We start from the raw sequence: 12793 nt of genomic DNA on the forward strand, positions 1-12793 counted from the left end.
CCACACAAAGGGAGTCCGCCAGATCGAGCACATCCGTAACGGGTGTTGCGTTCCGTAGGGCTTGGGAATTAGGGATTCAAGGGCAAGGGCAAGGGCAAGGGCAAGGGCAAGGGCAAGGGGACAGGAGCCGAGGGGGCAAGGGGGCAAGGAGGGGTGCTGGGCTGGGCTTGGGTCGGTGTGGTGGTGGGTGGGGACGGGGATGTGTGGAGAGCCCTGTCGTGCTGGGTGGGTGGGTGGTCGTCGAGATCTCTGGGAAAACCCCTGGACCTCTACCCCGCTAGAGCCCGCAAGATAGGTCGGTGACCACACCCGACATCGAGGCGCCAGAAGCGCCATCGGCTTCTGAGGCTCCTGGGCGGTACCTGTGGGGTCCGGTGAACCGCCTGACGACGCTCGGCATCCTGTTGCTGATCACCATCGCCGCCTTCGAGCAGCTCGGGGTCTCCACCGCCATGCCGAGCATGTTGGCCGATCTGCGTGGTGAGGCGCTCTACTCTTGGCCGTTCATCGCCTTCCTGTCCGCTCACGTCATGTCGACCGTCGTTGGTGGTCAGGTCTGTGATCGCTTCGGGGTTCGGCCGGTGTTCTTCGTGGCGCCGACGCTCTTCCTGACGGGGCTGGTGGTGGCTGGTACCGCTGATGCGATGCCCCTGCTCTTGGCCGGTCGGTTCGTGCAGGGGCTTGGTCTCGGCGGGGAGGTCGTCGCGATCTACGTCCTGGTTGCCAAGGTCTATCCGGAGCGGGTTCGGCCTGCGGTCTTCGGGCTGTTTGCGGCGGCGTGGGTGGTGCCCTCGATCGTTGGGCCGACGTTGGCTGGTCTGGTAACCGAGCGGTTCGGGTGGCGGTGGGTGTTCCTGGGGTTGGTGCCGTTGGCGGTGCTCGGTGTGGTCCTGCTGGTCCCGGCCTTGCGTGGTCTTTCCGAGTCCGGGCCTGGCAAGCCGCTTCGCAAGAGCGTCGTGTTGGCTGCTCTTGCCGCTGGAGTCGGGATCCCGTCGCTTGGTTGGGCAGCTCAACACCCGTCCATCGCGACGGCGGGGCTCGGGGTTGGTGGGTTGGTGCTGCTCGTCCCCGCTCTGCGCGTGCTGCTCCCGGCAGGCACATTGCGGGCGCGGTCGGGGCTGCCGAGGGTGGTGTTGGCGCGTGGTCTGTTCGCGGGCGCGTTCTTCGGTGTTGAGGCCTACATCCCGTTGACCCTCACCAACGTCCACGGGTTCTCACCGGCGCTCTCCGGCCTCCCGCTCACCGTGGGTGCGCTTGGTTGGTGTCTCGCTTCGGCGTGGCAGGGGCGGAACCCGGATGTCCCGCGCACCACGTTCATCCGGCGCGGGTTCGTGATCCTCGCGGTGGGGCTCGGTGCCATGGTGTTCGTGGCGGTGCCCTGGGGACCGCCGTGGCTGGCCGCGCTGCTGTGGGTCATCAGCGGTGCCGGGATGGGCATGTCGATCGCCTCGCTGACGGTGTTGGCGTTGCGGGTCTCGCCCGAGGCGGAGCGGGGGTTCACCTCCTCTGCGTTGCAGGTGTCGGACACCGTGTTCTCGGCCACGCTGGTCGGGCTCGGTGGTGTCCTGCTGACCTCGCTGGCCTCGCCCGCCGCGCCGACCTTGGCGCTGGTGCCGTTCAACCTGCTGATGGCGGCGGTGGCGCTGGTCGGGGCCCTGGTGTTCCGGCGCTCGACCGACGAGCGCGTCTGACCTGGCCTGTTGCCGGTCCGAGACCGGATCGGTCTACCCTGGACGAGCGATGAGCTATCTAGACCACGCGGCCACCACGCCGATCCTCCCGGAGGCGGTCGTGGCCCTCACCAGGGCGTTGTCCGCCTACGGCAACGCCTCTTCGCTGCATTCCTCCGGACGGCGCGCCCGGCGCGCGGTCGAGGAGGCCCGCGAGTCGATCGCCGAGGCGCTCGGTGCCCGTCCGTCCGAGGTGCTGTTCACCTCCGGTGGGACCGAGAGCGACAACCTCGCGGTCAAGGGCATCTACTGGGCGCGCCGTGCCCAAGATCCGGCGCGCAGGCGGATCCTGGTCTCGGCCACCGAGCACCACGCCGTGCTCGACGCGGCGCTGTGGCTGGCCGAGCACGACGGCGCCGAGGTCACCCTGCTCGAGGTCGACGACTTCGGCCGGGTGCACGAGGACACCCTGCGGGCCGCGATCGCCGACAACCCCGCCGACGTCGCGCTGGTCAGCGTGATGTGGGCGAACAACGAGGTCGGCACGGTCAACCCGGTGCGCGAGCTCGCGGGCACCTGCGCCACCCACGGCATCCCGTTCCACACCGACGCCGTGCAGGCCGTCGGCGTGCTGCCGGTGCACTTCGGCCAGTCCGGCGCGGGCGCGCTGACGGTGTCCGGGCACAAACTCGGCGGCCCCTACGGCGTCGGCGCGCTGCTGCTGCGGCGCGACGTCGCCTGCACCCCGGTCTCGCACGGCGGCGGCCAAGAGCGCGACGTGCGCTCCGGCACCCTCGACGTCCCCGCGATCGTGGCCATGGCCGCGGCGGTGCGGGTCGCCACCGAGCAGCGCGTCGAGCGGGCCGAACGACTGGCCGGGCTGCGCGACGACCTGGTCCGCGCCGTCCGCGCCGCGGTACCCGGCGCGGTCCTCAACGGCGACCCCGGCGAGTCCGAAGTAGACGGTGCGCCGTCCCGGCTGCCGGGCAACGCGCACTTCAGCTTCCCCGGTTGCGAGGGCGACAGCCTGCTGATGCTGCTCGACGCCCGCGGCATCGAGTGCTCCACCGGCTCCGCCTGCACTGCGGGCGTCGCCCAACCCTCCCACGTGCTGATCGCCATGGGCGTGCCCGCAGCGGCCGCGCGCGGATCGCTGCGCTTCTCCCTCGGGCACACCTCCACCGCGGCGGACGTGCGCGCGCTGGCCGACGCGATCGGCCCGGTAGTCGACCGGGCCCGCAACGCCGGACTGGCCGGCCTGCGCCGCGGTGTCTCGGCGGCGGAGGTCTGACATGCGGGTACTGGCCGCGATGAGCGGCGGCGTCGACTCGGCGGTGGCGGCCGCCCGGGCGGTGGCCGCGGGCCACGACGTCGTCGGCGTCCACCTGGCCCTCTCGGCCAAGCCGGGCACGCTGCGCACCGGCTCGCGCGGGTGCTGCACGGTAGAGGACGCCCACGACGCCCGGCGGGTGGCCGACATCCTCGGCATCCCGTTCTACGTCTGGGACTTCGCCGAGCGGTTCACCGAGGACGTCGTCGAGGACTTCGTCGCCGAGTACGCCGCGGGCCGCACCCCCAACCCCTGCCTCAAGTGCAACGAGCGCATCAAGTTCGAGGCATTGCTGGACAAGGCCATAGCCCTCGGCTTCGACGCGGTGAGCACCGGCCACTACGCCCGACTGGAGACGGTCGACGGCCACCCGCAGCTGCGCCGTGCGGTCGACCTGGCCAAGGACCAGTCCTACGTGCTCGCCTCGCTCACCCCAGAGCAGCTGGCACACGCCATGTTCCCACTCGGCGACTCCCTCAAGGCCGACGTGCGCACCGAGGCCGGAGAACGCGGCCTCGCCGTGGCCGAGAAGCCCGATAGCTACGACATCTGCTTCATCCCCGACGGCGACACCCGAGCCTTCCTCACCGACAAGCTCGGCACCCGCCCCGGCGCCCTCGTCGACGACGCGACCGGCGCGGTCCTCGGCGTGCACGCGGGCGTGCACGGGTTCACCGTCGGCCAACGACACGGCCTGGGCATCGACGCGCCAGCCCCCGACGGCCGCCCGCGCTACGTGCTCTCATTGGAGCCGGTACAGGGGACCGTGCGGGTGGGACCGCTGGAACGGTTGTCCGTGCGCGAAATCGTGGCAGGCCGTCCGGTGTGGCCGTCCGGTAGGGAACTTCAGGGGACGGTCGAGTGCGTCGCCCAAGTACGCGCACACGGCGGCACGGCAGACGTCATCGCCTCCTTTGTAGACGGCGAACTACTGGTCCGCCCAAACAGCGACCTGCGCGGCGTGGCACCAGGGCAGGCGGTAGTGCTCTACCGCCCCGACCCGGAAGGCGATGTAGTACTCGGCAGCGCGATGATCTCCGCCACCCGCTGACACCTGCCCAAGGCAACAAGATCCCTACCCCGCCGGAGCCAAGTCCCCGTCCTCCAGCGAACCGCAGCGGTGAGGCCGACCCCGCTGGTACGCAAGTCCCGTTACGGTTGCTCGATCTAGTGGACTCGCTTCGTGTGGGGGGAGAGTGCCGCCAAACTTGCCGTGGGTGGGGATGCCCTTCCCTGCCCTTTTCTCTCCACCGCGGTGCTCTAGGGGCCCCACACGAAGCGAGTTCACTAGATCGAGCCCTGCTTGTAAATCGGGCAGCCCATGCGATGCGCCGCCAACAAGGTCGACCGTAGGTCGGCGTGCGGCACACCCCACGAGCTGCCCAAGTAAAGCGGAGGCTCGATTGGCTGGACTGCCTTCGCGTGGGGCCCCTAGAGCACCGCGGTGAGGAAAAAGCGTGGGGTGAAGGGCATCCCCACACACGGCAAGTTTAGCGGTGCTCTCCCCCCACACGAAGGCAGTCCACCCAATCGAGCACTGGCGTAGCGGGTGTTGCGTACCAGCGGGCTCGGCATTTAGAGATTTATAGATTGAAGATTAGGGAATAGGGCTCTAGCGTGATGGGTCGAGTACCAGCTTTCCCACTGTTCCGCGTGATCGGATGTCTGTGTGTGCGGCGGCTGTATCAGACAGTGCGTAGTCCCCGCCCGGCACCACCTTGAGCGAACCATCGACCACAGCGGCGAACAGTTCGCCCATCGCCCGCTCGAACAGCCCCAGACGGGTGAACGCGTGTGGCAGCCACAGGCCGCTGACGGTGGTGGAGTGTGACAGCAGTGCGGCCAGGTTCACCGGCTTCGGCGGGGTCCGGCTGGCCATGCCGAAGAAGCCGAGTCTGCCCAGTGGGGCCAGTGCGGCGATGCTCTGGTCCGTTACTCGGCCGCCGGTCATCTCCAGCACCACGTCGACTCGCTTCCCCCCGTTCGCCGCTCGGATCGCTGCGGTGAGGTCGTCGGCTGCCGGGTCGATCGCCACGTCCGCGCCCAGTTCGAGGGCGAGTTCACGCTTGCGCGGTGTGCTGGCTGACGCGATCACCCGACCCGCGCCCATGGCCTTGGCCAGCTGTACGGCCAGCGTGCCGACCCCGCCTGCCGCCGCGTGCACCACGACGGACTCGCCCGGCTCCAGTCGGGTCGTGTGGCGCAGCAGCAGCCATGCGGTGGTGCCTTGTACTACCAAGCCGAGCGCCGTGACGTCATCTACTCCGTCGGGGACCTCGACCGCCATCGCCTCGGGGACGGCTACCCGCTCGGCGTAACCGCCTGCGTCGGCGATGGCGACCACGCGCCTGCCGTCCGGTGTGTGGCCGACGACCTCGTTGCCCGGGATCAGCGGCAGGGTCGCGGGCGCGAGGTAGGAGTTCTCCGCGTTGTGCGTGTCGGCGTAGTTGACCCCGGCCCGCGAGACCTCGACCAGCACCTCGCCCGGTCCGGCGACCGGGTCCGGCAGCTCGGCCAGGACCAGTACCTCGGGTCCGCCGAACTCGGTGATCTGGATGGCGCGCACGGGTTCTCCCCATCGTCGACGGGCCTGGACGGCACTCGGGGCAACTTTAACGGCCACCTGACACCGTACTTTGTACTGGGCCATTCGGGTGACGATTATGCTTGTTGATCACGCTCGGTCAGATTGGCGTCACCCATCAGTTGGGTTCCGCATGCCCGTTACGCAGGGGCTATGCCAATCGATGTATCTCGTGCGCCACCGACTGCTCTACTACGGATGAGCGGGTCGGTGGGGTTACGACACCGACCGTGACCAACGACTTCGGGGTGGGGAAATCAATGGCGGATTTGAGCACGGGCGGGGAGCAACCAGCCAACGAGACCAGGGCCGACGACCTGGCTCGTTTCCCGCAGGTGATCGGCCTGCCGGTCGACATCCTCGTCCGGCACCGGGCCAAGGTCCTGAACCCGTCCACCGCGGTGCCCGGCGAGCGCGGCAGGCGCCCCGACGCCACCGCCTACCGGTCCAACACCCTCCTCGTCCCGCTGCGGGTCGCCCGCGACGGCGCGGCCATCGGGCGGTTCAACGAGGCCCTCGTGCCGCTGGGCGTGGAGCTGGTCGTGCAGCTGCCGACCACCGGCCGCTGGAAGCGCGCGCTGGAGACCTTCGACGAGGACTTCGCCATCCCGGTCCTGCTGCACCTGCGCGACGACGCGCTCACCGAGCACGCCCCCGACCCGTGGACCGTGCTGGCCAACCTGCGCCGCCGCCTCGGGGCCGAGGCGGTCAGCGGGATCGGCCTGGAACACCTGGCGCTGGCCGCGTCGGTCGGGATGGACGGCCACACCTACGGCACGGGGGCGCCGTTCGGCAACGGTGTCCCGTTCGGGAACGGCGTGCCCTTCGGCAACGGCGTCCCCTTCGGAAACGGTGTCCCGTTCGGCAACGGCGTGGGCGGTGGGGGTATCGCCCTGGGCAACGGTTCGCGCAACGCCGTGCGGCTGTTCATGCCCAAGCCGCACCGCCGGGCACCCGGCGACCTCGCGCTCGGCCGCCGCCCGGTGGTGGCGGTCCTCGACACCGGCATCGGCGAGCACCCGTGGCTGACCACCGCGCCCGACCCGGACCCGGTGGTGGAGACCTCGGCGGAGTTCCAGGGCCTGCTGACCGACCTGGAGACCACGCTCACCGACCAGAGCGGCGGTGCGCTGCCGTCGCTGGCCTCGCCCACCGACGAGCGCGACGTGCTGCAGCCGCTGCTCGGCCTCACCGACTCGCACTCCGGGCACGGCACCTTCGTGACCGGCCTGGTGTTCCAGAACTGCCCGGACGCGCGGGTGCTCTCGCTGCGCGTGCTGCACACCGACGGCATCACCACCGACGGCTCGGTGCTGCTGGCGCTGGAGTGGCTGCGCGAGCGCGTGCAGCGGGCGCTGGACGAGGGCAGGCCCGCGGACCTGGTCGACATCGTGTCCATCTCGCTGGGCTTCTACCCCGAGCACACCGACCACGAGACCGGGCTGGCGCTGGCCGAGGCGGTCCGCAAGCTGACCGACCTCGGTGTCGTCGTGGTCGCCGCGGCGGGCAACGACGCCACCACCCGACCGTTCGTCCCGGCCGCGATGGCGCTCAACGCCGACGGCTCCAACAGCGGCAACCCGCTGCTGATCGCGGTCGGCGCGCTCAACGCCTCGGGCCGCACGGTCGCGGCGTTCAGCAACGAGGGCGACTGGGTCACCCGGTGGGCGCCGGGCAACGCGGTCGTGAGCACCGTCCCGCTGTGGCAGGGTCCGGAAGGGCCGGACATCGAGTCGGCGGGCCCGGGTCCGCTGCGCCGGGCCACCCTCGACCCGGACGACCTCACCAGCGGGTTCGCCGTGTGGGCCGGGACTTCCTTCGCCACCCCGGTGGTGGCGGGCATGCTGGCCACCCGGCTGCTGGAGCTGGCCGACGCCGGCACGGTGGCCGACCGGTGCACCCGGGCGGGCACCGCCCGGGACCTGTGCGACACCGACCTGGCCGCGCTCGGTTGGCGCAGCTGAGTCCGGGCGGGACGCCGCCCACCCCACGTGCCGCGTCCACCACGGGTGGACGCGGCACGTAGGGTTTAGGCCATGCCCGCTGTCCGGCGTGCCGGCGCGCTCTACCGACGCGGTCGAAAAGCCGTGTACGCCTACACCTTCGCCCGTGCGCGGGCACTGCTCGGCGAGGCCCTGGCCGTGTTGGACACCGCGCCCGTGCAGGAGCTGCCCGACGTGGTCGAACTGCGCGTGCGGGTGCTGGTGACGCTGGCCTACGCCGAGACCGAGGGCCGCTCGGTCACCATCGGCATCAAGCGCCTCTCCGAGGCCGACGAGCTGCTGGAGAAGCTGCCGCTGGGTCCCCGGCGGACCGAGCTGGCCGGGCTTTCCTTGGAGCAGCGGGGTTTCCTGCACATCCGGGCGGGCGACATCGAGCTCGCGCTGCGCCTGCTCGGCGAGGCGGCCGAGCTGCTGCGGGCCGGGCTGGCCGACGGCGTCGGCGACCCGTACGTGCTGGCGAGCCTGTACCTCAACCGCAGCCTCGCCCAGATCGAGCGCGCGCAGACCGCCGCGGCGATCGAGGAGCTGGACACCTGCATCGAGCTGTGCGAGCGCTACGAGCTGCACGACATCGCGATCAAGGCCCGGCACAACCGCGGCTACGTCGCGCACATGATCGGCGACGTGCCCACCGCGCTGCGCTACTTCGCCCAGACCTCGCGGGAGTGCCAGGAGCGCGCGCCGGGGATGCTGGCCGTCGTCCAGCTCGACCAGGCGCGGGCGCTGCTCGCGGGCGGGTTGGTCGACGAGGCCGCCCGCCACCTCGACGACGCGCTGCCCCGGCTGCGCCGCCAGCGCGTCGGCCAAGATGCCGCGGAGGCCGAGATCGCCCGGGCCGCGGCCGCCCTGCTGCACGGCGACACCGTCCAGGCCCGGCGGCGGGCCCGGCGCTCGGAACGGATGTTCACCCGGCGCGGCAACGTGCGCTGGGCCTCGGTCGCGGCCCTGGCCGCGCTGCGCGCCGACACCCTCGCCGCACTCGACGGCGGCCCGAACCACCCTGGCCGCAACGGTTCCCGCCCGTCGCGCGCGCTGCCCGCCACCGCCGTGCGGCTGGCCGAGCAGCTGCGCGGGCTGCTGCTGGAGGACGAGGCGGCGCTGGCCCTGATGCTCGCCGTCCGGCTGGAGATCCACCGCGGCGACCTCGACGCGGCGGCCGCGCGGCTGGCGGAGGTGCCCAAGCCGAGGGTCACCACCCCGGTCGACCACCGGATGCTGCGCAGGCTGTGCCGCGCGGAGCTGGCGGTCGCGCGCGAGGACACCCGGACCGCGCTGAGCGAGGCCAAGACCGGGCTCTCCGAACTGGGCCGCGCCCGCGACCGGATGGGCGGCCTGGACCTCGTGTGCGGCACCGCGGTGCACGGCCGTGAGCTGGGCGACCTGGCGGTGCGCCTGGTGCTAGAGCGACCACGCCCGGACGCCCGGCGGCTCTTCGGCTGGCTCGAGCGCACCCGGGCGCAGGTCTACCGCTACGAGCCCATGCCCGACATCGCCGACCCGCGGCTGGCGGAGAAGGCGACCGAGCTGCGGCTGGCGCGGCGCACCGTGCAGCTGATCCGGCTCGAGGGGCGCTCGGCCGACAAGCTGGAGAAGCAGACCGCCGCGCTGGAGCGCGAGGTCGTCCGCGAGGGCTGGTACGCCAGTCCGTGGGGCAGGCCCCGGCCGGTGGCGACGCTGGAGGCGGTGGCGCCCGCGCTCGACGGCCGGGTGCTGGTGTCCTTCGCGACCTCCGGCGACGAGGTCGTGGCCGTGGTGATCGCGGGCAACGGCGCGCGGATGGTGCGCCTCGGCTCGGCCACCGCGGCGACCGAGTGGGCGCTGCGGCTGCACGCCGACCTCGACGTGCTGGCCCCGGACACGCTGCCCGCCCCGGTCGTCGAGGTGGTCAAGGCTTCCGCCGCGCGCAGTGCCGGGGGACTGGACCGCCAGCTCATCGCGCCGCTGCTGCCGTTGATCGACGACCGAGAGCTGGTCATCGTGCCCACCGGGAGCCTCTACGCGGTCCCGTGGGGGAGCCTGCCGTCGCTGTGCGGCAGGCCGGTCGTGGTCGCGCCGTCAGCGACCGCGTGGCTCAGCGCGGCCACCGGCACCGCCCCGCGCGGGCGCACTGTGCTCGCCCGCGGCCCGATGCTCACCGGTCTTGTCGCCGAGGAGGGACCGCTGCAGGACATCTACCCCAACGCGGTCACCTTGGACGGTGCGGGCGCGACGGTCGCCGACGTGCTGTCCGCGCTCGACGGCGCCGAGCTCGCGCACATCGCCGCGCACGGCGAGCACGAGCCGACGAACGCGCTGTTCTCCCGGCTGGAGCTGGCCGACGGGCCGCTGTTCGCCTACGAGGTGGCCCGGCTGCGCCAGCCACCCCGGCAGGTCGTGCTGGCCGCGTGCGAGCTCGCGCTCAACTACGTGCGGCCGGGTGACGAGGCCCTCGGGTACGCGGGGGCGCTGCTGGCCAGTGGCGTGCGGACGGTCGTCGCGGCCACCAGCCGGGTGGGCGACGAGTCGGCCGCCACCGCCATGGTCAGCTACCACCAGCGGTTGGCCAAGGGGGTCGGCCCGGCCAGGGCGCTGGCCGAGTCGATCGCCGAGGACCCGTACCGGCGGCCGTTCATCTGCCTGGGCGCCGGTTAGCGAATCGGGCGAAACGCCCCGTAGACAACGGGTGGTCGCGGTCCCTAACATCACCACTTCTTGTGTTGTGGACCACACCCGGCGGAGGCGCGCCCATGAGCGAGCACGACACCCTGGTCGCGGCCTTCCAGGCCACCGCGCGGCAGCACCCGGACCTGGTCGCGCTCCGGACGCCGGGCGGGATTGTGTCGATCACCTGGGCGGAGTACGCGAGGCGGGTCCGCGCGATCGCGGCCGGACTGGCGGCGGTGGGCGTCGAGCGCGGCGACACCGTCGGGCTGATGCTCACCAACCGCCCGGAGTTCCACCTGGTCGACTCGGCCGCGCTGCACCTGGGGGCGTTGCCGTTCTCGGTCTACAACACCAGCGCGCCGGAGCAGTTGGCCTACGTGTTCTCGAACGCGGGCAACAAGGTCATCGTGACGGAGCGGCTGTTCGTCCCGACCCTGCGCGCGGCGGTGCCCGACGCGCGGCTGGTGAGCGTGGACGGCCCCGCGGAGGGCGCGACCACGCTGGCCGAACTGGAGGCGGGCGGCGACCCGGACTTCGACCTCGACGCCGCTTGGCGCGCGGTCCGGCCCGATGACATCGCGACGATCATCTACACCTCGGGCACCACCGGCCCGCCCAAGGGCGTCGAACTGACCCACGCCAACGTGATGGCGGTGTCCGGCGCGGTGAAGGCGGCCTTCGAGCTGCTGCCGGGCGACCGCGTGCTGTCCTTCCTGCCCTCGGCCCACATCGCCGACCGCGTCGTCTCGCACTACGCCTCGATCCTGTTCGGCACGGTCGTCACCTCCGTGGCCGACGCGAAGCAGTTGGCGACCGCGCTGCCCGAGGTCCGGCCGCACCTGTTCTTCGCGGTGCCCCGGGTGTGGCAGAAGTTCAAGCTCGCCATCGACACCGCGCTGGCCGCCGAACCCAGCGCCGCCAAGCGGAAGATCGCCGCCTGGGCCATCGACGTCGGTACCCGCCGGGTCCGGTTGGTGGAGGCGGGCAAGTCGGTACCGCCGACGTTGGCGGCGCAGCACGCGCTCGCCGACAAGCTGGTGCTGTCCAAGCTGCGTGCGAGACTCGGCCTGGCCGAGGCCAAGGTGCCCGCCTCCGGCGCGGCCGCGATCCCGGTGGAGACGCTGGAGTTCTTCTGGGCCATCGGGATCCCGGTCTACGAGATCTGGGGCATGTCCGAGACAGCCGGGCTGGGCACCTCGGGGCTGGTCGGCCGGAACAAGATCGGCACCGTCGGCACGGCGGTGCACGGCACCGAGGTCCGCCTCGACGACGACGGCGAACTGCTGATCCGAGGCCCCTCGGTGATGCGCGGCTACCGAGACGATCCCAAGCGCACGGCCGAGACCATCGACACCGACGGCTGGGTGCACACCGGCGACATCGGCCGGATCGACGAAGACGGTTTTGTGTCTATTGTGGACCGGAAGAAGGAGCTGATCATCAGCTCGTCGGGCAAGAACATGTCGCCGACCAACATCGAGAACGCCATCAAGGCCGCCAGCTCCCTCATCGGCCAGGTGGTGGCCATCGGCGACGCCCGACCGTACATCTCGGCGCTGGTGGTGCTCGACCAGGACGCCGCGGCGGGCCTGGCGGTCAAGCACGGCCTGCCGGAGTCCTCACCGGGCGCGGTCGCCGCGAGCGACCAGGTACGCACCTTGATTGCCGACGCAGTCCGAGCGGGTAACACCAAGCTGTCCCGGGTGGAACAGGTGAAGCGATTCCGCATCGTCCCGGCGTTCTGGGAACCCGGCGGCGATGAACTGACCCCGACCCTCAAGCTCAGGCGCAAACCGATCGCGGACAAGTACGCACACGACATCGACGACCTCTACGCCGAGGCACCGGCGGCCGAGACCGTCAACCTGGGCGCCTGAACCGCCGATCGGGAAAGTGAACCGCACCGTAGACCGCGACGATCACCGCGAACGCGAATGTCGTGGCGCCCAGGGCGTAGAGGATCCATTGCAGGGCAAGGGGAACCGTCACCAGCGCGGCGACGCAGGCGGTGATGGTGAGCAGCCAGGCGCCGACGGCGGCCAGTTGGATGGCTCGGAGACGGGCTAGCTGGGTCCACTGGGTGCGGTCGAGCAGGTTGGCCAGGACGGCGAAGAGCGGCGGTGCCAGGAGGGTGGCGGTGAGGGGGTAGGGGACTGGCTTGGTCATGAGAGTGGTGATGGCCAGGGAGGTAAGGACGGCGGAGAAGGGGATGACCCACCCAGCCCAAACCGCCAGCCGCCGATGCCGCTGCCAGCCTTGATGCCGCTGCCGGTCCCAGTGCGGGTCTAGATCTTCACCCCAGTCCCCACCGCCCACCACGCCCACCTCCGCCTCCCATCCTCGCGCCCCCATCTGATCCCCGCCACAACGACAGCGCCGCATTCCCCAATGCTCTAATCTTGAAATCTCTAAATGCTGAGCTCGCTGGTACGCAACACCCGTTACGTTTGTGCTCGATTGGGTGGACTGCCTTCGTGTGGGGGGAGAGCACCGCTAAACTTGCCGTGTGGTGGGGATGCCCTTCACCCCACGCTTTTTCCCCACCGCGGTGCTCTAGGGGCCC

General features: G+C 71.2%; 8 protein-coding genes. 6 read left to right on the top strand and 2 right to left on the bottom strand.

The genetic code is table 11. From position 1 onward, the window contains the following. Positions 1-299: 299 nt before the first annotated feature. The 3 genes from QSK30_RS34225 to mnmA are packed head-to-tail and all read left to right on the top strand — an operon-like array spanning position 300 to position 4051. On the top strand, positions 300-1691 hold the full coding sequence (locus QSK30_RS34225; RefSeq protein ID WP_352231670.1) for an MFS transporter: 1392 nt from the start codon (positions 300-302) through the stop codon (positions 1689-1691). A gap of 49 nt (positions 1692-1740) precedes the next feature. Further along, complete coding sequence (locus QSK30_RS34230) at positions 1741-2961, top strand: cysteine desulfurase family protein (RefSeq protein WP_285509433.1); 1221 nt, start codon at positions 1741-1743, stop codon at positions 2959-2961. Between the two features lies 1 nt (position 2962). Continuing rightward, positions 2963-4051: a tRNA 2-thiouridine(34) synthase MnmA gene (gene mnmA / locus QSK30_RS34235; protein WP_285509435.1), complete on the top strand. Its 1089-nt coding sequence runs from the start codon at positions 2963-2965 to the stop codon at positions 4049-4051. Positions 4052-4612: 561 nt separating this feature from the next. Here the strand turns inward: mnmA and QSK30_RS34240 are convergent. After that, positions 4613-5566, bottom strand: a complete 954-nt coding sequence (locus tag QSK30_RS34240; RefSeq protein ID WP_285509437.1) for a quinone oxidoreductase family protein — start codon at positions 5564-5566, stop codon at positions 4613-4615. A 278-nt stretch (positions 5567-5844) separates the two neighbouring features. Between QSK30_RS34240 and QSK30_RS34245 the strand changes: the two genes are divergently transcribed. From QSK30_RS34245 to QSK30_RS34255, 3 genes are all read left to right on the top strand, one after another. After that, a complete protein-coding gene (locus QSK30_RS34245; RefSeq protein WP_285509439.1) occupies positions 5845-7548 on the top strand; it encodes a S8 family peptidase in 1704 nt (567 codons plus the stop codon). Between the two features lie 72 nt (positions 7549-7620). After that, on the top strand, positions 7621-10218 hold the full coding sequence (locus QSK30_RS34250) for a CHAT domain-containing protein (RefSeq protein ID WP_285509441.1): 2598 nt from the start codon (positions 7621-7623) through the stop codon (positions 10216-10218). Between the two features lie 95 nt (positions 10219-10313). After that, on the top strand, positions 10314-12107 hold the full coding sequence (locus QSK30_RS34255) for an AMP-dependent synthetase/ligase (RefSeq protein WP_285509443.1): 1794 nt from the start codon (positions 10314-10316) through the stop codon (positions 12105-12107). Here QSK30_RS34255 and QSK30_RS34260 read toward each other — a convergent pair. After that, entirely contained in the window at positions 12091-12396 is a 306-nt protein-coding gene (locus QSK30_RS34260; RefSeq protein ID WP_285509445.1) for a hypothetical protein, read from the bottom strand. The two genes, QSK30_RS34255 and QSK30_RS34260, sit on opposite strands and share 17 nt — an antisense overlap. Positions 12397-12793 lie beyond the last annotated feature (397 nt).

This window comes from Actinokineospora sp. NBRC 105648 (assembly GCF_030269645.1).
Taxonomy (GTDB): domain Bacteria; phylum Actinomycetota; class Actinomycetes; order Mycobacteriales; family Pseudonocardiaceae; genus Actinokineospora.